The organism is Clostridium sp. (assembly GCF_036643715.1).
Classification (GTDB): Bacteria; Bacillota; Clostridia; order Clostridiales; family Clostridiaceae; genus Clostridium.
In genome coordinates this window covers 1-22,703 of sequence record NZ_JAVXRL010000047.1, presented here as the reverse complement: position 1 = coordinate 22,703, position 22,703 = coordinate 1, and the positions used below count along the sequence as shown (strand labels likewise).

General features: G+C 27.6%; 29 protein-coding genes and 2 pseudogenes. 1 reads left to right on the top strand and 30 read right to left on the bottom strand.

Features of this window, described 5'->3' with window-relative positions; translation table 11 throughout:
- The 15 genes and pseudogenes from RSF37_RS12075 to dapF all read right to left on the bottom strand — a co-directional run.
- Positions 1 to 266: pseudogene (locus RSF37_RS12075) on the bottom strand (stage III sporulation protein SpoIIIAB); the annotation flags it as partial.
- Entirely contained in the window at positions 251 to 1,174 is a 924-nt protein-coding gene (gene spoIIIAA, locus RSF37_RS12070) for a stage III sporulation protein AA (RefSeq protein WP_332564656.1), read from the bottom strand. The pseudogene RSF37_RS12075 and the gene spoIIIAA, both read right to left, overlap by 16 nt.
- 145 nt (positions 1,175 to 1,319) lie before the next feature.
- Positions 1,320 to 1,685: a CD1247 N-terminal domain-containing protein gene (locus tag RSF37_RS12065; RefSeq protein WP_332564655.1), complete on the bottom strand. Its 366-nt coding sequence runs from the start codon at positions 1,683 to 1,685 to the stop codon at positions 1,320 to 1,322.
- A gap of 62 nt (positions 1,686 to 1,747) precedes the next feature.
- Positions 1,748 to 2,305, bottom strand: coding sequence for an elongation factor P (efp, locus tag RSF37_RS12060; protein ID WP_332564654.1), 558 nt, complete (start codon positions 2,303 to 2,305; stop codon positions 1,748 to 1,750).
- A gap of 213 nt (positions 2,306 to 2,518) precedes the next feature.
- Positions 2,519 to 2,884: a hypothetical protein gene (locus RSF37_RS12055; protein WP_332564653.1), complete on the bottom strand. Its 366-nt coding sequence runs from the start codon at positions 2,882 to 2,884 to the stop codon at positions 2,519 to 2,521.
- A 1-nt stretch (position 2,885) separates the two neighbouring features.
- Positions 2,886 to 3,269, bottom strand: coding sequence for a hypothetical protein (locus RSF37_RS12050; RefSeq protein ID WP_332564652.1), 384 nt, complete (start codon positions 3,267 to 3,269; stop codon positions 2,886 to 2,888).
- On the bottom strand, positions 3,262 to 3,840 hold the full coding sequence (locus tag RSF37_RS12045) for a hypothetical protein (protein WP_332564651.1): 579 nt from the start codon (positions 3,838 to 3,840) through the stop codon (positions 3,262 to 3,264). Before RSF37_RS12045 ends, RSF37_RS12050 begins: the two co-directional genes overlap by 8 nt.
- Positions 3,841 to 3,846: 6 nt before the next feature.
- Positions 3,847 to 4,299, bottom strand: coding sequence for a hypothetical protein (locus RSF37_RS12040; protein WP_332564650.1), 453 nt, complete (start codon positions 4,297 to 4,299; stop codon positions 3,847 to 3,849).
- Positions 4,290 to 4,793 (bottom strand): hypothetical protein, encoded by a 504-nt coding sequence (locus RSF37_RS12035; RefSeq protein WP_332564649.1) that lies wholly within the window; start codon positions 4,791 to 4,793, stop codon positions 4,290 to 4,292. The genes RSF37_RS12040 and RSF37_RS12035 overlap by 10 nt, the downstream gene beginning before the upstream one ends.
- Complete coding sequence (locus RSF37_RS12030; protein ID WP_332564648.1) at positions 4,769 to 5,224, bottom strand: hypothetical protein; 456 nt, start codon at positions 5,222 to 5,224, stop codon at positions 4,769 to 4,771. The genes RSF37_RS12035 and RSF37_RS12030 overlap by 25 nt, the downstream gene beginning before the upstream one ends.
- Entirely contained in the window at positions 5,205 to 5,645 is a 441-nt protein-coding gene (locus RSF37_RS12025; protein ID WP_332564647.1) for a pilus assembly FimT family protein, read from the bottom strand. The genes RSF37_RS12030 and RSF37_RS12025 overlap by 20 nt, the downstream gene beginning before the upstream one ends.
- Positions 5,642 to 6,670 carry a type II secretion system F family protein gene (locus RSF37_RS12020; RefSeq protein WP_332564646.1) on the bottom strand — a complete coding sequence of 343 codons (1,029 nt, stop codon included), beginning with the start codon at positions 6,668 to 6,670 and terminating at the stop codon, positions 5,642 to 5,644. Before RSF37_RS12020 ends, RSF37_RS12025 begins: the two co-directional genes overlap by 4 nt.
- Entirely contained in the window at positions 6,642 to 8,027 is a 1,386-nt protein-coding gene (locus tag RSF37_RS12015) for a GspE/PulE family protein (protein WP_332564645.1), read from the bottom strand. The genes RSF37_RS12020 and RSF37_RS12015 overlap by 29 nt, the downstream gene beginning before the upstream one ends.
- An 82-nt stretch (positions 8,028 to 8,109) precedes the next feature.
- Positions 8,110 to 9,123 (bottom strand): hypothetical protein, encoded by a 1,014-nt coding sequence (locus RSF37_RS12010; protein ID WP_332564644.1) that lies wholly within the window; start codon positions 9,121 to 9,123, stop codon positions 8,110 to 8,112.
- An 18-nt stretch (positions 9,124 to 9,141) separates the two neighbouring features.
- Positions 9,142 to 9,960, bottom strand: coding sequence for a diaminopimelate epimerase (gene dapF / locus RSF37_RS12005; protein WP_332564643.1), 819 nt, complete (start codon positions 9,958 to 9,960; stop codon positions 9,142 to 9,144).
- A 99-nt stretch (positions 9,961 to 10,059) separates the two neighbouring features.
- Here dapF and RSF37_RS12000 point away from each other — a divergent pair, with 99 nt between their 5' ends.
- A complete protein-coding gene (locus RSF37_RS12000) occupies positions 10,060 to 11,793 on the top strand; it encodes an Rqc2 family fibronectin-binding protein (RefSeq protein WP_332564642.1) in 1,734 nt (577 codons plus the stop codon).
- A 34-nt stretch (positions 11,794 to 11,827) separates the two neighbouring features.
- Here the strand turns inward: RSF37_RS12000 and RSF37_RS11995 are convergent, their stop codons facing one another.
- The 15 genes and pseudogenes from RSF37_RS11995 to RSF37_RS11925 all read right to left on the bottom strand — a co-directional run.
- Positions 11,828 to 12,991 carry a THUMP domain-containing class I SAM-dependent RNA methyltransferase gene (locus RSF37_RS11995; RefSeq protein ID WP_332564641.1) on the bottom strand — a complete coding sequence of 388 codons (1,164 nt, stop codon included), beginning with the start codon at positions 12,989 to 12,991 and terminating at the stop codon, positions 11,828 to 11,830.
- 28 nt (positions 12,992 to 13,019) lie between these two features.
- Entirely contained in the window at positions 13,020 to 13,559 is a 540-nt protein-coding gene (gene pyrR, locus RSF37_RS11990; protein WP_332564640.1) for a bifunctional pyr operon transcriptional regulator/uracil phosphoribosyltransferase PyrR, read from the bottom strand.
- Positions 13,560 to 13,578: 19 nt separating this feature from the next.
- Positions 13,579 to 14,496 carry an RluA family pseudouridine synthase gene (locus tag RSF37_RS11985; protein WP_332564639.1) on the bottom strand — a complete coding sequence of 306 codons (918 nt, stop codon included), beginning with the start codon at positions 14,494 to 14,496 and terminating at the stop codon, positions 13,579 to 13,581.
- A 117-nt stretch (positions 14,497 to 14,613) separates the two neighbouring features.
- Positions 14,614 to 15,216: a DivIVA domain-containing protein gene (locus RSF37_RS11980; RefSeq protein ID WP_332564638.1), complete on the bottom strand. Its 603-nt coding sequence runs from the start codon at positions 15,214 to 15,216 to the stop codon at positions 14,614 to 14,616.
- Positions 15,217 to 15,231: 15 nt separating this feature from the next.
- Positions 15,232 to 15,999 carry a YlmH/Sll1252 family protein gene (locus RSF37_RS11975; protein ID WP_332564637.1) on the bottom strand — a complete coding sequence of 256 codons (768 nt, stop codon included), beginning with the start codon at positions 15,997 to 15,999 and terminating at the stop codon, positions 15,232 to 15,234.
- 1 nt (position 16,000) lies between these two features.
- Complete coding sequence (locus RSF37_RS11970; protein WP_332564636.1) at positions 16,001 to 16,270, bottom strand: YggT family protein; 270 nt, start codon at positions 16,268 to 16,270, stop codon at positions 16,001 to 16,003.
- Between the two features lie 13 nt (positions 16,271 to 16,283).
- Positions 16,284 to 16,754, bottom strand: a complete 471-nt coding sequence (locus RSF37_RS11965) for a cell division protein SepF (protein ID WP_332564635.1) — start codon at positions 16,752 to 16,754, stop codon at positions 16,284 to 16,286.
- 12 nt (positions 16,755 to 16,766) lie between these two features.
- A complete protein-coding gene (locus tag RSF37_RS11960; RefSeq protein ID WP_332564634.1) occupies positions 16,767 to 17,429 on the bottom strand; it encodes a YggS family pyridoxal phosphate-dependent enzyme in 663 nt (220 codons plus the stop codon).
- A gap of 86 nt (positions 17,430 to 17,515) precedes the next feature.
- Positions 17,516 to 18,250, bottom strand: coding sequence for a DUF881 domain-containing protein (locus RSF37_RS11955; RefSeq protein ID WP_332564633.1), 735 nt, complete (start codon positions 18,248 to 18,250; stop codon positions 17,516 to 17,518).
- Between the two features lie 17 nt (positions 18,251 to 18,267).
- Positions 18,268 to 18,606, bottom strand: a complete 339-nt coding sequence (locus tag RSF37_RS11950) for a small basic family protein (protein ID WP_332564632.1) — start codon at positions 18,604 to 18,606, stop codon at positions 18,268 to 18,270.
- Positions 18,606 to 19,343, bottom strand: a complete 738-nt coding sequence (locus RSF37_RS11945; RefSeq protein ID WP_332564631.1) for a DUF881 domain-containing protein — start codon at positions 19,341 to 19,343, stop codon at positions 18,606 to 18,608. The genes RSF37_RS11950 and RSF37_RS11945 overlap by 1 nt, the downstream gene beginning before the upstream one ends.
- Positions 19,344 to 19,357: 14 nt before the next feature.
- On the bottom strand, positions 19,358 to 20,122 hold the full coding sequence (locus RSF37_RS11940; RefSeq protein WP_332564630.1) for a cell division protein FtsQ/DivIB: 765 nt from the start codon (positions 20,120 to 20,122) through the stop codon (positions 19,358 to 19,360).
- A 168-nt stretch (positions 20,123 to 20,290) separates the two neighbouring features.
- Positions 20,291 to 21,436, bottom strand: a complete 1,146-nt coding sequence (spoVE, locus tag RSF37_RS11935; protein ID WP_332564629.1) for a stage V sporulation protein E — start codon at positions 21,434 to 21,436, stop codon at positions 20,291 to 20,293.
- Between the two features lie 24 nt (positions 21,437 to 21,460).
- Positions 21,461 to 22,435 (bottom strand): phospho-N-acetylmuramoyl-pentapeptide-transferase, encoded by a 975-nt coding sequence (gene mraY, locus RSF37_RS11930; RefSeq protein ID WP_332564628.1) that lies wholly within the window; start codon positions 22,433 to 22,435, stop codon positions 21,461 to 21,463.
- 53 nt (positions 22,436 to 22,488) lie between these two features.
- A pseudogene (locus RSF37_RS11925) lies at positions 22,489 to 22,703 on the bottom strand (UDP-N-acetylmuramoyl-tripeptide--D-alanyl-D-alanine ligase); the annotation flags it as partial.

Below are 22,703 nucleotides of genomic sequence, written 5' to 3'. Positions count from 1 at the left end.
TCATATACATTTTCTCCATCTCCCTTTAGTAAGATGTCAGCAACATTTACAAACAATTTGCTAAGAGGCATTTTAGACTTAGCTCCAATTGAAAAGAGTGCCTCTGGTAGTGGTGCTAGATTATAAATAACTTCATTTTGAAGAAGTATTATACTTTTCAATATGTCTTTAAGTCTTTTATGCCTCTTTCCAAACTTATCTCCATAACTGTAGCCAATATAACAAAAGCATAAGAAAATCATTAATAGTATTATGAATTTAAACATACACATTCACCCTTTCTATTTACTGAGTAAATATTATCTATTGTTCCAACACCAAACCTACTACTAAGTACAACAACCCGCTCTATTATTCCAGAATTAAATAGCTCATTAAAAGCCTTTCTATTTTTAATATCTTCAAAATTAGAACCATGTACTGTAACTACAATATTCACACCTGAATTAAATGCTGTATTTAATGTTTTTATATCTTCATAAGTACCAATTTCATCACAAATAAGCACTTCAGGTGATAAAGACCTTATAGCCATAAGCATCCCTTCAGTCTTTAAACAGTTATCTAACACATCCGTTCTAATACCTACATCCATTTGTGGCACTCCAAGATAACTTGCACCGATTTCACTTCGCTCATCTATTACAACTACTTTCTTTCCTGTTAATCTAAATTCCCTATCTCCAGATGATAATACTCTTGCTACATCTCTTAAAATTGTTGTTTTCCCACATTTAGGCGGAGATATTATTAATGTATTTTTTATTTTATTGTCACTTACTATATATTTAAGTACTTTTTGGCTACAACCGATTATTTCTCTGCATATCCTTATATTAATAGATGCAATATTTTTTATTGTTTTTACTTTATTGTTATCCATAACACATTCACCAGCTAAACCCACTCGGTGTCCACCTTTTAACGTTATGAAACCTTGCTTAATTTCCTCTTCATATGCATATATTGAATAATTAGATATTCTTTGTAAAATATACTTAAGATCTTCTTTAGTAAGATCATAATGAAGTATAATTTCCCTATTGTTTGTATATATAATTATTGGCTTATTTATTTTCATCCTAATTTCTTGCATACCATCATTTGAGTAATTATTAATCATATTCATGATTTTAGGCGGAAAAATATTTAATCCATTTTCATCTTTAACCATCCCACACTTTCCTCCTCACATAGTAAAACTTATTTTATTCTATTTCATTAATATTTATTTTTTTGTGTAATTATTACTCATTTTTATAAAAATATGTAAAATAGGTATAAAAAAAAGAGCTTTGCAAGCAAAACTCTTATAGAAATTATTTTATTACATTTCCACCACAATAAGGACATGAAATATCATTGTTTTCTTCTAATGCTGATACCTCAATAAATATAGGCTTGTTACAATGACTACAATTTATTTCTTTATACTCTTCTTCAATTTCATTTAACTCTTCTAAAGATACTTCTTCAAAAAGCTCATCTTGTATTCCCGATAAATCATCATCTAAATACTCTAAATTTTCTTCTATTATTTCTTGATTAACAGAAATTTCTTCAACTTTATTAGTTAATGTATTTAATATACTACTTATTTTACAAAGTATTTCTTTATTTTCATTATTACTTACTTTATCTATACAACTATTTAGCTCTTGGATTTCTTCTCTTATATGATTCATATCAACACTTCCTTTTATATTAAAATTGCTAAGTTCTATGAACTTAGCAATTAATTAGAGTATTAAACTCTTTCCATATATTCCCCAGTTCTAGTATCGATTCTTATAGTATCGCCTTCATTAACGAACATTGGAACGTTTATTATTGCACCAGTTTCAACTGTAGCTGGCTTTCCTGTATTTGTTGCAGTGTTACCTTTAACACCTGGTTCACTGTGAGTTATTAATAATTCAACAAAGTTTGGTGCTTCAACTGAGAAAGCATCTCCCTTGTAGAACTTAATTATAGCAAACATGTTTTCCTTTAAGTATTTGATAGCTTCTTCAACTTTTTCAAAGTTTAAAGGAATTTGATCGTATGTTTCTTGATCCATGAAGTAGTATAACTCTCCATCTGTGTATAAATATTGCATTTCTTTTCTTTCAATTACAGCTTCTTGGAACTTTGTTGTTGGGTTGAAAGTTGTATCAGTAACTCCTCCTGATATAACGTTTCTAAGTTTTGTTCTAACGAACGCTGCACCTTTTCCTGGTTTAACGTGTAAAAAATCTACAACTGTGAAAACTTGTCCTTCATGTTCAAAAGTTGTACCTTTTCTTAAATCTCCTGCTGATATCATTAAATATCCCTCCAAAAGTATAAATTCAAATCCAAATGTATTATCACAATAAATTCTTATCATATATAATCATAATTTGGTTTCTTCTGACATACAATGTTATTTTATCAAAACTCTCTGTTAAATGCAATTATTACTAGGGCAATTTAACAGTATTTTTATAATAATAAACACTTTTCCTTAATATTATTCTGTATTTATATTATTTTTATACTACTCTAAGCAAACATTTATATTAAATATACCATTTTCATACATAACATTATATTTTGATATACTATATTCTGATAAATTTTCTATGACATATTCTATATCTTTTTTACTTCCGATAATATCTATATCTGCTTTTACTTTTTCTTCATTAAAATCTATATTTTTTATTTCTATTTGATTAAAGTTATTAAGTTCATCAAAAACTTCATTTATTTGTTTTTTATTTCCTTGTATTTTATCACTTTTCACATTTGCACTTATTACCTCTTTACTTTTAGACTCTAATTTTGAATTTTCAATAAATATTGCACTTTGTATAATAAATATGCTTATTAACAAAGTATACATTAAATAAGATTTCTTCATTTTATTCACCAACTGCATTTATATAATAATCATTAATATTTTTAGAAATTTTCACTACTTTTATTTCCTTTTGAATATCTTTTAATTTATCCTCATTTTCTAATAGCAATTCACCCTTATTCTCACTTACTGTAGCTTTTGTAGTATATTCATCTATTATCTTCACCCATTTTATAACATTATTTTTATAATTTATATCATTAACTTCTTCTGACTTTTTAGTTTCTTGATTCTTTGTTTCTTTATCCTTCTTAAAAGACCCTATATTAATTGGAAGTATAATCAAATTACCAATTAATAACAATAAAACTCCTCTTTTTATACTATTTGTATTTTCTTTCTCTTTTCTTTTATTAAATTCATTTGGTATAAAATTCTTATTCACTATTTGCTCCTTTAATTAAAACTAGTTCCTTTTTTGAGAAAGGATATGTTAATATACCTTCTATTAATTGTTTATTTCCACTCTCACATTGTCCTTTATCTTCTATAATACGATTATGTCTTAAAATACCAGAAACAACTTCTAAATAATAAAATTTACCTTCCACATCAATTAATGCATTAAATGTACTATTTTTTATTTTTCTCTTGATTAATTTTATTAATTTAAACTGTATTGGTGTTACTTTTATTTTTTTAATAAACTTTAGTAAGTTATTTATTTTATTTCCACCTTTCATTGCATATATAACACCTTTATTCTCTTTTTTACAAACAACATAATGAAACAAATAATCGGATGTTTTAAATTCTTTTTTTATCTCTTTTTCAATGTATTCTTCTATTTCCTTACCTTTAATAAAATCTACTTCAGTTATATAAATCTCTTCTTCTAAAATTAAAAAATCTCCAAACTTCCTTTTGATTATGTCCTTTTTTATATCTTTTAAATCATTTTTATCTAAATATTTATAATTTTCTTTATAAATAATAATCTCCTTATTTAATTGCATAATTATTTAAAACCTCCGTTTAGGAAAAAGTATTATTGTTTTATTTTCTTTATCATCTTTTGTTGCTTCATAATCGCAGTACATATACTTCTTTTTATTAACTTCACCATATTCTATTTCAAAAAACGACTTCTTCTTTATACATTCATCTTTGCAATTTTCTGTTTTACATTTATTGCTTATATAGCTTAACTTAATATCATTACCGATTTTTTCTTTAAAATCTTTTTCTAAATTTGTAATTTCATCATTTTGCTTACTTTTTAGCCACATAGTAGCTTCATCTATTAGTCCTATCTCTTTTGCAGTTATATCCTTAATACTTTTGCTTGATTTATATTTTGTGCTGTAATTTAAATTCATACTAATTATTTTAGCTCCACCTAACATAATTAGAGTAAATAATAATAAAAGTCCCATTGCATTTATTAATATATAACCTTTTTCTTTTACATACATATTAAGTACTCCTTTTCATCAACTTTCAAATCCATATAAATCAAATTTTCTTTCTTAAAAAAACTACATTTAGATACATCCTCCAATATTAAATTTGAAGTTTTTAACTGTTTATTCCCCGCACTATCATAATAGTAATAATATACTCTTATATTTTTATTCCCTATTTTTATCTCTTTTCCATTAATAAAAACGGACTCTCCAGCAGAATCATTATTAACATTTTCAAACCCTTCTTTTTCTTTAAGTATTTTTATATAATTATTTTCTATAATATAATTTGTATTATCTCTTTCGTTAAATATTTTTCTTATGTTTAATATTGCATTATCTATTTCATCTTCTCTTTTTAATTGTTCAGCTCTATATAATGAGTACTTATACCCATCTATAGTAACATTCATAATTAAGAGCAAAACTATAGATGATATTGCTATATAAGCTATACACTCAATTACCGTATATCCCTTTACTCTTTTTTCTTTTCCATCCATACAGACTTTAATACCTCTTCTTTCAGAAGTTCTTCTTCCCCTTCTCTTAGTATTATATTCATTTTAATATCACTCTCTTTTTCTTCTACCTTTTTTATTGAAATCACCTTATTACTACTAACTCCATTTAATTCTAATATGTTTTTCACCTTTAAGCTTTCAGTTAATCCATCACCAACATTTAAAACTATTTCATCGTTAATAAATCTATCTTTTAAATTTTCTATCTTAACATTGAATTTTAGTTCATTTATTATATTACTCATTAAAATATTATTAGACCTCATATCCTCTCTATTTCGAAATGATCTAAAATCACCTTTATTAATAGAAACGAATATTGTACAGATTGTTATTAATATAAACATAGCTGCAACACATTCTAATAACATACTTCCCTTATTAGCCTTTTTAAAAATTCTTTTTCTCAAAATTTACAAAATCAACTCCAACTCTAATTTTAAAATAATACCTTTCTCTATCCTCTAGATTCTCAAATATTAAAGTTTCACTATCTAATTGACCATCTGATGTTATAGACATTCTAACCTTTCCATAATTATTTATATATTCTGGTATTTTCATGCTTTCTATTACACTAGAATTATGTTCAAGCTTTATTTTTTTAGTTGTATTTTCAATACGTAAATATAAAATTGAATCTCTATTTATAGCTTCAACTTTACTAAGAGATAATAAATTTTCAAAAGATGCAATAAACTCCTCTGTTTCAATATCCCTACTTATTTTACTGTAGTATTTTGTCGAGGATGTTCCAAATGCTAGTAGTATGCTAAGTATTGCTATAACTGCTATAACTTCCATCAATGTAAATCCCTTAGACTTTATCACCTTATGCCACCATACATTCCATCAAACATAGGTAGAACAAATATTCCCAAAAAAGCAACAACCATAAAAGACATTATAATTATTATTGAAGGTTGTAATAGTGCTGATACTTTTTTAAATCTTTCATTGCATCTTATGCTTAAGACTTCAGTTAAACTATTTAATCTTTCATCTAACGATCCACTCTCTTCCCCTAGTTTAATCATAGCTACGGTGTACTTAGATGGTGATATAACATCTTCTATTACTTTAGATAGTAATTCTCCTTTTATAATCCCTTCATTTAACTTACTATAAACTTCATTAGAACTATCTTCCTCACAATACTTTAGTGCTAATGATATATTTATCCCACTAGAAACTATAACTTTAATTAAAAGTATTGTTTCATACTCATTTATATCTTTAATAATATTTACTTTAGATAATATTATTTTAAGGATCTTTTTCAAATATGGTTTTAATATAATTATTGGTAATATTATTCCCCATATGACTATATATAGAAATGACTTAAAAGGGTTTTCATCTATCCATTTAGATACACTTAGTAGGTTTCTTGTTATAGTCGGAATCTCAGACTCCATTGATGAATATACATCTTGTAGTTCTGGAATTATAAAAAGAAAAAAGAATACTGAAATTAGTATCATCGCAAAAATTAAGAATATAGGATATATTGATGCATTTATTATTTCTTTTCTCATTGTATCTTTTCTTTTATAATACAAACCCATTTCTTTAAGTATAAATGTTAATCTACCAGTTTTCTCACCGATAGATATCATTCCAGTTAAAAACTTAGGATATAACATTTCAAAATTTGAGAAGCTCTCACCTAAAGTTTCTCCGCTTTCAATTTCATCTCTTATTATTCTTATACTTTCTTTATATTGCTTTTTTAACGGAAAATCATTTAAAAGTTCTATCGCTTTAGTTATTTGTATACCATCTTCATATAAATTAGCTAAATTATCGCATATTATGCTAATATCCTTATAAGAATATTTTTTTATTCCTTTCATATTTTAAAAGTTCCTCTCCCTCAATAAATCTTTTACACTGCTTATAACTTATTATTCCATCTAATAATAAGCTTTTACACACTTCAAGCATTTGCTTATTTGATAGTAGATCCATATCACTACCTATATCTTTTAATTTTTCTCTAATAGTTTCATCTATATAATGAACAGCACATATAAGTCTTCGCCCTCTAATTCCTGTAAAACTACATTTTTCACAGCCATTTTCCCTATATAGATTATGTTTTTCTCCAAAAATTTCTTTAGAATAACTCTCTTTGCACTCATTACAGAGAGTTCCAACAAGTCTTTGTGATATAGCTCCAACTAAGGAGTCCTTTATTAAATAACTTTTAACTTTCATATCTTCTAACCTAAAGAATACTTCTCTGCTTGATTTAGTATGAATTGTTGAATATACCTTATGACCTGTAATTGCCGATCTTATTGCCATCTTAGCTGTCTCTTCATCTCTAATTTCACCAACCATTATTACATCCGGATCTTGCCTTAAAGTGCACTTTAATCCTTCAGCAAAATCAAAATTAATTTTTCTATTAATATTCATTTGATTTATTCCATTAAGTGTGCACTCAACCGGATCTTCAATCGTTGTTATCTTGATATCCTCATCATTAATACTTGAAATTATTGAATAAAGTGTACTCGATTTACCACTACCAGTTGGACCATTTATAATTACAATTCCATTTTGTACATTAATAATTTTCTTTAAATCTATAAATTGACTATCTAAAAGTCTTAAACTTTCGATTTTATAGTCTAATTGTTCTTTATATAAAATTCTAATTACCATCTTTTCTCCACTTACTATTGGTATAGTCGATATTCTACAATCATAATCTCCCTCTTCTGTGTTTATTGTAATCTTTCCATCTTGAGGTTTTCTTCTTTCTGCTATATCCATATTTCCATTTAATTTAACTCTAGATATAATTTGATTATAATCAGCTATAAGTATTTTCCTAATTAGTGTTAATGAACCATCTACCCGAGCCCTTACATTTACATAATCTTTGAACGGTTCGAAATGTATATCACTCACATTACTTCTTATGCATTCTAAAATAATATTTTCTTCTAAATATATATCTTTTAGATTTGGATATATATTTTTATAAAGATTAACAAATGTTTTTTGTGAAATATTATTGAATACTATTTTTTTACCATATAAAAATTCTAAGTATACCCTTGCCTCTTCATTTTCATCACAAGTTAAAACATAAACACTATCTTCTTCTTCATATAATGGAATTATCTTAAGTTCATTAACTTTTTCTTTTGATATTTTGTAAACACATATTAAATCTAATTTTTTAAGTAATCTTTTCATTATTCCACCTCAGTTAGAGTATTGTCAATTTTTGGAATTATATTCTTATATATAAAAAAAAGCCTTGAATTTCTTCAAGACTTTAGTTTATAGATATAAAGTTATATTCCCCAGGATTAGTGCTTACAAGTGATACCGTACCATCTTTGAATGAAAAAACATTTTCTTCTTTAGATGTACCATTTGTTCCTATGAATAATAAATCACCATTGTCACCTATTGATAATCCTTTATCCATATTTATTTTACTTGGAAAAGAATATACTAATCTTTCATAGGATTTATTTTTAATTTTATATACTGAAGGACTATCTCCTATAGCAGTTCCTATTACATAATAATCATCATTTAATTTTACTACATCTTTAACGTCTTTAAATTTATCTGATATTTCTGTTGCTTTTTTGTCTTCTTTATTTATTACTTTCAGTGAAGTTTTTTCATCTGCAGTTTGTTGAAGAATAATTACATTACCATTATAACCTTTTAAATATTCAGCATATCCACCATCTAACTTATATAACAAATCCTCTTTACCATCATTTAAGTTATATGTGAATATTCCATTTACTCCATCATCTGAAATTCCATAATAAACTAAAGTTTCATCATCAATCCATCCATATAAATCTCCTGAGATTGCTACCTTAGAATTGATTTTAACTTCCTTGTTATCTTTTAATGCAATAATTTTTAAAGAATATCCATCTTCATAGATCATATAAGATAAGTAACTACCTTTATTGGATAATTTCATTGAACTATAATTATTATCTTTTATTTCTTCTTCTTTATTGCCGCTTTTTACATAATGCTTTCCATCTCTTATAAAAACATAATTGCCACTTTCTTTGTTAAATTCTAATACAGCAGCTCTATTTGTTTCTATTAAATTGTACTTACCATCAGATAAATTTAAATTTTTATATTCTCCCTTTTCTTCCACCAGCACTGCCCCATTTTGTACTCCTAACGTTTCTACCTTATTTCCTGTAACACCATTATTAGACAAATTACTTTGACCACATGCAGTTAGAATAAATGAAAAACTTAAAACAATTAATATATATATTTGTCTTTTCTTTACAACATTCATTCTAGTCCCTCTTTTTATTTATAAAATTTCACCCTCGCAAATATACTCTGCATTACCTGTCATATATATACCTTCTTTGCTTACTTCTATTATAAGTTTCCCTCCTGGTAAGGTCGCCTCTACAATATTTTCAACAAGTCCAAATCTATTTAAAGCAGCAACAGTTGCACAAGTTCCAGTTCCACAAGCTAAGGTAGCTCCAGCACCTCTTTCCCAAGTTTCAACATCCACATGCTCTCTATCTATTACTTTCGTAAAATTAACATTTGTCCCTTCACTAAAGTACTTATATTTTTCAATTAAAGCACCTTCACTAACATCATACTCAATATCATCTTTTATTATTACAGTATGAGGAACACCAACTAATAAAGATGTTAAATTATATTCTTTATCGTTAATTATAACCTTTTTGTTTATTAATTCATCTATTCCCTGTAGTGGTATTTTACTACCTTCATAAGATGGTTTACCCATATATACTCTAGCTCCAACTACTTTATTGTCTTCTTCTATTAATGTTATTTCCTTTACGCCATCATCTGTATCAACTTTAAATGTTTTATCTTTTACATATCCTTTATCGTATACATATCTTCCAAAACATCTTATCGCATTTCCACACATATTAGCTCTTGAGCCATCACTGTTTATAATAGTCATTTTCATATTAGAATTATTGCCTTTTCTTATTAATATTAATCCATCTGCTCCAACTCCAAAATGTCTATTACAAACTTTACTTGCAATTGTAGTTTCATTGGCTAAAATTTCATTTTTAAAATCCTCAATAAAAATAAAATCATTACCTATTCCTTGCATTTTAGTAAACTTCATAAAAATTCCTCCTCTGACTATGCTTGTATATTAAATTGATTGTTACCTTTAATTAGTGTTATACTATCCTTAAATTACACAACTGAAAGGATGATATATATGGCATTAGATGGTATATTTTTAAATAATATAATTACTGATTTAAAAGAATATTTAGTAGATTCTAAAATTGATAAAATAAATCAACCTGAAAAAGATGAAATAATTTTAACACTTAGAAAAAATAGAAAGAACTTTAAACTTTTAATTTCAGCTTCATCACAATTTTCTAGAATGCATTTAACAGAAATGCAAAAAGAAAATCCACTTAAGGCCCCACTTTATTTAATGGTTCTTAGAAAATATTTAGTTTCAGGAATAATTACTGATGTTACTCAGAAATCAACTGATAGAATCGTAACACTTCATATCTCATCACGAGATGAACTTGGTTTCGATAGTAAGTATTCTCTAATCATCGAGATTATGGGACGACATTCAAATATAACTCTTGTAAGGGACAGGGATATGAAAGTTATGGAATCCATAAAACATATAACACCTGACATAAATAGTTTTAGAGTTTTATATCCTGGAGTTACTTACGTAAATCCACCAGAATCTTTAAAACTTGACCCATTTAATTTTACAGAAGATGAATTATTAAATGCTCTAGATGCAAACAATAATTCAATTGATGAAACATTCTTTTTGAAGAATTTCACCGGTATCAGTAAACCATTATCAAAAGAATTATATTTCAATCTTTCCAAATCTTATTATAACGCAAAGGATACTGAAAGGTTATACAAATTTGTTACAAATTTATTCGAAACTATAAAAAATAACCCATCTTTTCATATATATGTAGATAAGAATGGAATATTTAAAGATTTCCATTCATTAAACTTCGATACATTTAAAGATGATTTTACAAATATATCATACAAAGATCCATCTAAAATGCTAGATGAATTTTATTATATGAAAGATAAACAAGAAAGACTTCATTCACGATCTCAAGATCTTCAAAAACTTATTCATACAAACATAGAAAGATGTAATAAGAAAAAACGTATTTTAGATGAAACTTTAAGAGACTGTGATAAAAAAAATACTTTCAAAGTTAGTGGTGATTTATTAACTTCATATATTTACAGTTTTAAAAAAGGCGACTCAACAGTTACTGTTCAAAATTTTTATGATGATACATGTCCTAATGTAGAAATTAAAATTAATCCCAATAAGACACCTTCTGAAAATATTCAAATTTATTATAAAAAATATAATAAATTAAAAAAAGCAGAGGAAGAAGCTCATATTCAACTTGAGAAAAATGAACTTGAACTAGAATATTTAAATTCTGTTTTAACTAATATTTTAAATGCGGAGTCTTATGATGAAATAGAAGAAATCAAAAATGAACTTATGGAAACTAGTTATTTAAGATTCAAAAAATCTTCTCTTAAGAAGAAAAATAAATCAAAACCTCTTCATTTTATATCTTCTGAAGGAATTGATATATATGTTGGTAAGAATAACTTACAAAATGATCATTTGAGTCTTAAATTTGCAAATAAAAATTATATATGGATGCATACAAAAGATATTCCAGGATCACATGTAATTATTTGTTCAAAAGAACTACTAGATAAAACTATTGAGGAAGCTGCAGTTCTTGCTGCATATTATAGCAAAGCAAAAGGTTCATCAAAAGTTCCTGTTGATTATACTTTAGTAAAAAACCTAAAAAAACCTAATGGTGCAAAACCTGGTATGGTTATATATCATACTAACTGGTCAATGTTTGCAGAACCTAGAGATATAAATAAAATTAATATTGAAAAAGCTTAAAAAAAGGTACACATAAAATATGTGTACCTTTTAATTAGTCCATTAAGCATTGAAGAAGTGTATCTCCCGCATTTTTTATTAAACTATTATCGAAATATTGGTAATAATAACATTTTATTTTACCGTTGTATAATTTTCTATTTTTTGAACATTTCATTCCAAAATCTTTTTGGAATTGTTCATATGAAGTAAGAACATTAAATTCCCACTCCTTATATTGCTTTTTATACTTTCCAAATATTCCGTAAAGCTCTTTAACTTCTTTTAAATCACTTAATCTCTCGCCATAAGGTGGATTTGATATAATAAATCCGTATTTATGCTTATTTGAAAATCTTCTAAAGTCACTTTCTTGGAACTCTATATATTTATCTACTCCAGCTTTTTTAGCATTGTCTTTTGCAATTCTTAATATTCTAAAATCAATATCATATCCAATAAGTTTTAAATCTTTATCTTTAATAGCTCTTCTTGCACCTTCACGCACTTGATCAAATATATCGTCTGGCATTGATGGCCATGTTTCTGATACAAAGTTTCTATTAAGTCCTGGGGCTATATTTTGCATTATCATACATGCTTCAATAAGTATAGTTCCTGAACCACAGAATGGATCGATTAATGTATAATCTTCTTTCCATCTTGATAAAAGGACCATTGATGCAGCTAATGTTTCCTTAAGTGGTGCTGCACCTGCAAGTTCTCTATATCCTCTTTTATGTAGTCCAGCTCCTGATGTATCAATTGTTAATGTTACTTTATCTTTTAATATAGCAACTTCAATTTTATATACAGGGCCACTTTCTTCAAAAGTATTTATTCCATAAGCTTCACTCATTTGAGTAACTACAGCTTTCTTTACTATTGACTGACAGTCTGGAACACTATGAAGTGTTGATTTTATTGACTTACCAACAACGTGCATAACTCCATCTTTTGGTATAATATCACTCCATTTAACAGCTTTTGTTCCTTGGAATAACTCTTCGAAACTTCTAGCTTCAAACTCTGCCATATTAATTAATACTCTATCTGCAGTTCTTAAATGAATATTAGCAATTGCAATATCCATTTCATCCCCCTCAAAGTGAACTTTACCATTCTCTGTTTCCAAATTTTCATATCCTAAAGCTTTAAGCTCTTTTGCTGTTACGCCTTCTATACCAAAGGTAGTAGTAGCTATTAACTTATAATCCATTTGATTTCTCTCCTTTAAGTTTCATCTATTATTCGTTTTCGTATATTTTAACTGAATCTTCTCCATCGATTTCTTCAATCTTAACTCCAACAACTTCCTCTCTTGATGTAGGTATGTTTTTACCAACATAATCCGCTCTTATTGGAAGCTCTTTATGTCCTCTATCTATTAAAACTGCAAGCTGTATACCCATAGGTCTTCCAGCATCAATTACAGCATCGATAGCAGCTCTTACAGTTCTACATGTATATAATACATCATCAACTAATATTATTGTCTTATCTTTTACATCTAATCCAAGGTCTAGACTTTGAACTTTTGGCATATCATTAGCTTTTGTTAAATCATCTCTATATAGAGTTATATCAACTGAACCAACTGGAACTTCAATACCTTCAATAGCAGTTATTTGTTTTGAAATTCTTTCAGCTAATGGGTATCCTCTTCTTTTAATTCCAACTAGTACTATATCTTCTACACCTTTATTTTTTTCTATAATTTCGTGTGATATTCTAATTAAACTTCTTTTTATAGCTTTATCATCTAAAAGATTTGCTTTTAATTTCATAATTACCTCCTAAAAATGACTATATATTGTCTTTTCTTAAATTTTCTATTAATATTTTATAATTCTCTGGAAGCTCTGATGTAAATTCAATGTATTCATTAGTTCTTGGGTGTATGAATCCTAATGTTTTAGCATGTAACATCTGCCCTTCACATTTAAACTTTCCTTTTTTAAATCCATATACAGGATCACCAACTAATGGATATCCAATAGAAGTCATGTGAACTCTTATTTGATGAGTTCTTCCTGTCTCTAATACGCATTTAACTAAAGTTGTATTTTTAAATCTTTCAATTACTTCAAAATGAGTAACTGCTCTTTTTCCATCTTCAGTAATTGAAATTTTAAGCCTATCTCTTTTTGATCTTGCAAGTGGTCTATCAACAGTTCCAGTATCAGACTTTATTCTTCCTTCAACTAATGCATAATACTCTCTTTTTACAGTATGCTCTTTAAGTTGATCTGATAGCTTATTATGTGCATCATCATTTTTTGCAACAACTAATATACCTGTTGTATCTTTATCGATTCTATGTACTATTCCAGGCCTAATTACTCCATTTATACTTGATAAATCTTTACAATGATATAATAATGCATTAACTAATGTTCCATTATAATTACCTGGTGCTGGATGAACTACCATTCCTTTTGGTTTATTAACAACTATAATATCTTTATCTTCATAAATAATTTCTATTGGAATATTTTCAGCTTCAACTTCTAATTCTTTAGGCTCTTTCATTTTAACTGTAATTACATCTTTTTCTTTAAGTTTATAATTGCTTTTAACTTTTTTTTCATTTACTAAAATACTTTCTTCTTCAATTAATCCTTGAATAAAACTTCTTGACTTTCCTTCAAATTTACTTGAAAGGAATTTATCTATTCTGCTGCCCTTATCTTCCGTATCTATGTTATAAATAACTTCTTCCATATTATTTCATTCTCCTAAATTTTTATTACTTCCCAATTATAATATATTCCTTCAACTTACTCAACATAAAGCTAATATAAAAAACCAGCATTACACACTTCTGTAATGCTGATTCTACTAATCTTCTTTATTTGCAAAGAAACTTTTAATCTCTTTAAGCTCATCTTGTGAAACTTCTTCATTAACCTTTTGTACATTTTCACTTTGATATACTATATCTTTTATTCCAATTTCTTCTTCAACTGGTGTTGCAATAGAATAATTCTTATTTAAATCTTTTTCTAAATCATCAAAAGTGTCTAATTGTGTGTTTATAAAGTTTCTAAATTTTGCTCTAAACTTTATAAACTCTTGTTTAACTCTATCAAATTCATCATTTATTTGAATAACATCATTATGCGCTTTATCTACAATTCTTTGTGCAGTCTCATTTGCATTTTTAACAATTAATTCAGCTTCTTTTTGTGATGAATCCTTTGCTTGATCCGCAGCATTTTGAGCTAATACTAAAGTATTTTGAATTGTTGTTTCTATTTTAGCATAATGTTCGACTTGTTCATTTAAAACTTCTATCTTTTCTTTAAGCTTAGAGTTTTCTTTATATAATTCTTCATAATTATCAACAACGTCATCTAAGAACTCGTCTACTTCATCTTGAAGGTATCCTCTAAGGCCTTTCTTAAATTCCTTATTGTTAATATCCATTGGAGTTAATTTCATTACTTTACACCTCAATTATGTATATTTTTTAATCTCAATTTTATATTTACCACTTTTACTTTGACCACTACATTTACCTATAATAAATTTACCATATTTTCTTATTGTAACCCTATCATTTTCTATTAACTCTAAGCTTTTATTTCTGTTTACAGTATAATTAATTAAAACAAGACCTTCATCAATAAATTCTTGAGCTGTGCTTCTAGATTTTTTTATTAATTTTGCTACAATAGAATCTAATCTCATAGACTGAATCAAAATAATTTCATTTTTAAACTGGTGGTTGATATCTTTTACGTCTAGAGTTACCTCTTTTATTTCACATGAATTTTTTCCTATTTTATCAATGCTCATAACTAAATAATCTGCAATATCTTCACATACTGCCAAATAACAAATATTATCTTTTACTATTAAATCACCAATTTTATTTCTTTCTATTCCAAGTGATAATATACTACCTAAATAATTCCTATGTGATACTTCGCTAAATTTTGATGATGCATCAATTTCAAGCACTTTAACTGGAAAAGATGTATTATATACATTATTAAACGCTATCATACGCCTCTCCGAATCATTAAATGCACCAAAAGTATGCACTTCTAATCCCTTTATTTTTACTTCATCTTCGAAAAACTTCCATATGTTTGGCGGATAAAAATCATTACCAAACATAGGAATATCTTTTTCATATGCAATCATCATCTTTTTATATAAATTCAAAGCATCAATTTTTTCTTCATCTTTAAATCTTTTAGCAATAATTTCTTTATACATATTAGAATACACCTGATGCTACAATACTAATAACTATAGGCTTTAATATGTTAAGTGCAACTATTGCAAAAATTGGTGATATATCTATAGGAACATTACCAAGTAATCTTCCTTGTAGATATCTAAAAGGTCTTAATATTGGTTCAGTAAAGCTTTGTAATATTGCCATTATTCCATTACTTCTATCTTGGATAACCCATGATAAAATACACTCTAATACAATTGCAAGTTCCATTACTCTAAAAATTGAACTAACAAGATAAACTAACATCTATTACCTCCTACTATTTTGACCAATTAAATAAAGCTTTTGAAGTTAATTCACTTTTTAATTCACTTGTTACTTCTACATTTGAAGGAGATAAAAGATATACTCTCTTTTCTATTTCTTGAATATCACCATGAAGTGCATAACAAGATCCTCCTATAAAATCTAAAAGTCTTTGAGCAGTTCTAATATCAAGATTTGTTGTATTTACCACAACGATTCTTCTATTTCTAACTGCATCACAAATTTCCATTGCTTCTTCATATGCTGTAGGCTTTGTGATTAAAACCTTCGCTGAAGCTGAAGTATGAATATTTACTACTTTATTTGATTTCTTTCCTGAAATCACAGGCTCTATACTTTCATCGACTACCATCTCATTGTCTGATCCATCTTGGAAGTTTTCATCGAATTCATCATCTTCGAAATCTTCATCAAAATCTCCAAATCCTAAGATGTTTTTCATTTTTGATATCATATTTGCCATATTCTTCTCCCCCTAAATATTGTAATTTCTTTCTCCAAATATACCCGTACCAACACGAACCATATTTGAACCTTCTTCTACGGCTATTTTATAATCATGAGTCATCCCCATAGATAATGTATCCATAGTTATATTCTTAAACTCTCTCTCTTTTAAATTAGAGAAAATCTCATAAGTTTTTCTAAAGTAATTTCTATTACTTTCTTCATCTCCTTTAGGAATAATAACCATTATTCCTTTCACTTTCACATGATTACACTTTTCAACATTCTCAATTAATTCTTCTAAATCTTCTAAAAGAACTCCACTTTTATTGTCTTCTCGTCCTATATTTATTTGAATTAATGTATTTGCAATAAGATCTTCTCTACTATAAAGTTCCTCAATCTTATTTAATAATTTTACACTTGAAAGTGATTGTATTAAGTGTACTTTACCAACTATATACTTAACCTTATTTGTTTGTAATTTTCCTATAAGATGCCATTTTACGTCTTTGTGAAAACTTTCTTCCTTTCGGACAAGCTCCTGCACTTTATTTTCTGCAAATTCTCTTAATCCAAATTTATAAGCTTCTTCCATTTCCTCAAAGGTTCTTGTTTTAGAAACAACTAAGAGTTTAACATTGTCTGGTAAATCCTTCATTATGCTGTCTAAATTCTCTATAATACTCATAAAAGCCTCCTTACAAGAGTTTTCACTCTTCTTTATTACTATTCTTCATTTATCTCTAATTTCCTCTAAAAATTTTAATTTTTTTATTATTTTTCAATATATTCTTTCATATATTCAGTTGCGCCTAACTTAGGTGCTGCAGGCATTAGTATATTTTCTTTTTTTTCAATTTGTACGGACAATTGTCTAATCATCAGTTCTCTTACATGGCTACCATCTTCTGAAAGGGCTGCCTCTAAAGAATCTGGATCTCCAATTGCATAAATATAAAATGGTGCATATTCTGTTGTTTCATCTTCGAACCCCAAAAATGCCCAGTTGCAAATAACCCCAGTACTTGTTATAACTCTATGATTATTTATACTTATAGCTTCTGCCCCTGCTTTTCTTAAATCATTAATTACTAAAGCCATATCATTGTCATGAAAAATCTTAGATTTAGTTTCAAATTCAGTTTCTTCGCTTAAATTAATATTTCCATCATTTATTTTAAGTAAAATACCCGGACCTTGAACTTCTGTAAGACCAGTTATCATTCCATAATCTTTAAGCTGACTTTTCATACTATCTAAAATGTTGTCTTGCTTTTTATCATCAAACTTATATTTATTTATAGTCTCTTGTATTTCTTCATTTCTATTTTTTAAATTAGAAACTTCTTTATATAAATCATTTCTCTCAGTTATTGCATTTTGATATTCTTTCGCATTAAATCTAAGTGGCGACTCAAATATCTTACTAAAATTCATATTAAATGCTATTAGTAATCCTACGAATATTGAAGCAAAAAATAAAATTAATCCTCCACTAGTTTTCTTCATATATTAACACCTCTAGCTTAGCGAGACTTAATTTTTTCTAAAATTAGCCTTCGAATTATTGCGAAATTATCAAAAATTCTTCCACCAAAAACAATTACAGCAGCAATATATATTGGTATTCCAAGCTTGTCGCCTAAATAAGCAAGCCCTGCTGCAAGTAATGCGTTACCAAAAAATCCTGATATAAAAATGTCTGCCTGAAAATTCTTAGATAAATTAGCCCTTATAGCTCCAAACACGGAGTCCAAACATGCAAGTATTGCAACTGACATATATGGTGAAAACTTATCTGGTATATTTACATCAAACAAGAATCCAAAAATTATTCCTATTAATAATCCTATAAATGGTACCATTAGTTCCCCTCCTTCTTTTCAACCGGTTTTAAGTAATCACTCTTTATTGTTTGAGTTGATTTTTCAATAACTACCTTATCACTTTGTTCTACTTCACTATTATAGTTTTGAAGAGCTCCAAAGTCTAAAGATCCTGGAAAATTTAATCCAACATTTAAACGTGCTTTATCTCCAATTGCTTTAATAACAATTGGTTCTTTTGGACTTACTTTACCAGCTGACCCTATCCAAATGTAGTTACTTGAATTTTTTATACCAGTTTGAGGTGTTATTCTATATCCATTTATTGAAATAGCCTCTGCTTTTGAATACCAAAGAAGATTAACTATGTGAACAAGTTCTTCTTCACTTATACTTCTTCCAGTCTCATCTGCACTTGATCCAAATATAGATGTTTTAGGATTTATCTTTATAATAACCCCCGGTCCTGATACATCAACAAGGCCTAAATGCATTCTTGCAGAATCTAGTTGATTTTTAATTTCCTTACCAACATTACCTTCTTTAGATGCTGCATCTTCAAGCTTTTTTAATTCTTCACTTATTGAGTTATTTTTATTTTGAAGTTCTTCTTTTTCTTTCTTTAAGCTATCTATTTCTGTAATAATATCATTTTTATTGTAACTATCTGAATTACCTTCATTATTTTTACTAAGCAACTTAAATTGATATGCAAGTAAAAAGCCTAGCAGTGCACAAACTATTGCTATAGAAATTTGTGCAGTGGATTTTTTCATTAAAACAACCTCCTCTACTTCTCTTCTTTTAATACCGGTGCTCCTTCAAAACTTAAATCTATATACCCCTTTTTAAAGTTTAACTTTTTATCTTCCATAATATTTAATGCTGTATTAATCTTCTTTGTTAAATCAGTACCATTTCCAACTTTAACTTTTACATCATTAAAATATACTATAATATGACTTAAGTTTGATACATCTACTTTTGTTATTTTGTGAGAAGTACTATTTGCTTTTTTAATATCATACAAAGTATTGAAAAAGTTCTCAATTCTACTATCACCACTAACATCACAATATTTTTGACCTAGTTCTCCACTTTGTTTTTCAAGCCCTATAATTTCAATTAAGCCTTCTGTTTTGAGTTTATCAACATTTTCTAATAAAACTAAATCACTACTTATTACATCGTAATTACTATTACTTTTTATGTAGTACGCAATATTTTTTTCTGTTACTGAAACTTCTAATGTAGCTGGAAATTTTCTTTTAATAGAAATATCTCCAACATACGGATCTGACTTAAGTATTTTTTTCACTTCATCACTTTTTACAAAAAATATATTTTCCCCTTTTATCTCCTGAACTTTCTCAGATATAAAATCTTTAGTAACTAAATGGTCTCCTGTTACACTTACATTCTTTATTAAAAAGACACTTGATTTTGTTATAAAAAGCCAAATTATAATAGCTAATAGTATTATTATAAACATACTACGCTTAATAAGCCTTTTCTTTTTTGCTTTTCTTATGTATTGATTATCACTTGATCCCATACTAATTTAACCCTATCCTCGCTATTTTTTATATATATTAATATAATATCACTATTGATTATTTTTTTCATTAAATTTTTCTTAATAAGGAATTAATTGTTGTTTATATTTACAAAAAACTAGAGGAGAAGTCTTAAATATTAAATACTTCCCCTCTAGCTATTTATTTTATACTTTTTTTTCTGTAGCAACAGCCGGTTCTTTCCGTTCAGTTTGCCTTGAAATGTTAAGTAAAATCCCCATTGCCATTAAATTAATTACAAGAGATGTTCCTCCATAACTTATAAACGGAAGCGGTACCCCTGTAACTGGCATTGAACCTGTTACAACTGCTATGTTTATAATTGACTGAATTGCAATAATTGAAGTAATACCAATTGCAAGCATACTTCCGTATGAATCTTTTGCTTTCATTGCAATTCTAATTCCTCTCCAAACAAAGACAACAAATAGTGCAACTATTATTAAACATCCTATTAGACCTAATTCTTCACCTATTATTGAGAATATAAAGTCATTATGTGGTTCCGGCATATATAACATTTTTTGTCTTGATTGACCAAGTCCAAGCCCTGTTATACCACCTGCTCCTAATGCATAAAATGATTGTATAAGTTGATATCCATCTCCTGCTGGATCTTTCCATGGATTTATAAAGTTAAGCATTCTTTTTCTTCTGTATCCAACACCTAGTGAAAATACTAAGGCTGCTGATACTAATGCTGGTGTTATAACACCAAACATATGGATTTTTCTAGCACCTGCTGCAAAAACCATAATAAACGTAACTATCATTATTACAGATGCTATACTTAAGTTCTTCTCTGCTAAAACTATTGCCGCAAAAATTCCTGCAACAAAGAAGCAAGGTAATACTCCAGTTTTAAACTTCTTTATTCCATCACCTGTTTTTTCTAAAAACATAGCTAAATATATAACAACTACATATTTTGCAAGTTCAGATGGTTGGAATGAAAATGGTCCAAGCTGAATCCATCTTTGAGCTCCATTAACTCCTGGGAAAAGGAAAACTGCAAGTAATATAGGAACTGTCGCTATAACAAGAAACAGCGTCCATCTCTTTAATTTATGATAATCAATTGTCATCATAAACATCATCGCAATTACTCCAAGTACACACCAAATGAGCTGTCTTTTTAAATAGTGCATACTATCATCATATTTAAACATTGAATAATATGAACTTGCTGAATATACCATAACTACCCCAACAGCAAGAAGTAGCACTATAACACAGAATATCCCAAAATCAATTTCACCCATTCTTTTACCCTTGGGTTTTCTTTTTTTCATACAAAACTCCTCCACTATATATTGCTAAAGTGAAATAACTCCTATAATACAAAGAATAACTGTAATAACTGAGAAAATTGTAACTACCTTAGTTTCAGACCATCCTAATTGTTCAAAATGATGATGAACAGGTGCCATTTTAAATACTCTCTTACCAGTTGTTTTAAATGATACAACTTGTATAATTACAGATAATGTTTCAAATACATAAATTCCTCCAACAATAACTAATATTAATGGATTCTTTAAAAATAATGCAATACTTGCAACTGCACCACCTAGTGCTAAGGAACCAGTATCACCCATAAATGTTTTAGCTGGATATGCATTGTACTTTAAGAATCCTAAAAGTGCACCAGTTAGCGCTAATGCAAATACTTCGATTTGATAATTTCCAGCATCGTATGCTGCAATACTAAAGAATATTAAAACAATAACTGTAACAGTTGATGCTAATCCATCTAATCCATCTGTTAAATTAACTGCATTTGTCGCACCTGCGTAATAAATAATTACAAGCGGAATATAAAATAATCCTAAATTAATGTTGAATCCAAAGAATGGAACAACTATACTAGTACCTAAAGTTGTGTAACTATAGTATGCTATTGCTGATGAGAATAAAAGTAATAATATCATTTTTTGCCATGCTCTTAATCCTAAATTATCCTTATGAATGATCTTTAACATATCATCTAAGAATCCTATGAATCCAAAAGCTATCATTGAATATAATATTACCATGCCTTCATCTGATAATTTGTATCTCATTACAAACATTACAATTGTAACAGATATGATAAATATAAGTCCTCCCATTGTAGGAGTACCAGCTTTCTTAAAGTGACTTTGCGGTCCCTCTTTTCTTATATTTTGACCAAACTTAAATTTTGTTAATATCGGAATAAATATCGGTCCTAATATTATTGAAATTATGAAACCTAATCCTATTGCTAAAAGTGTCGCTGGATTTATAAAACTACTAAAAAAATCCCCCATCGTTACTACCAAAGCTTATAAAAGCTCTGGAAGTTCACCTCCTTCGTTGTCTATTATCTTTTTATATTTTTTAATACTTCAACTATTTCTTCAAATTTTTCACCTCTTGATGCTTTAATTAATATAACATCTCCTGGTTTTATTATTGATTCTAAGTCGTTAATTAAATTCACCTTTGTATTATATAATTTTATTTCTTCTTTTTCAAAGCCTTCTTTGAAATCATCTATAAATTCTCCACAAGAAATAAGCATATCTGCCTTTTTAG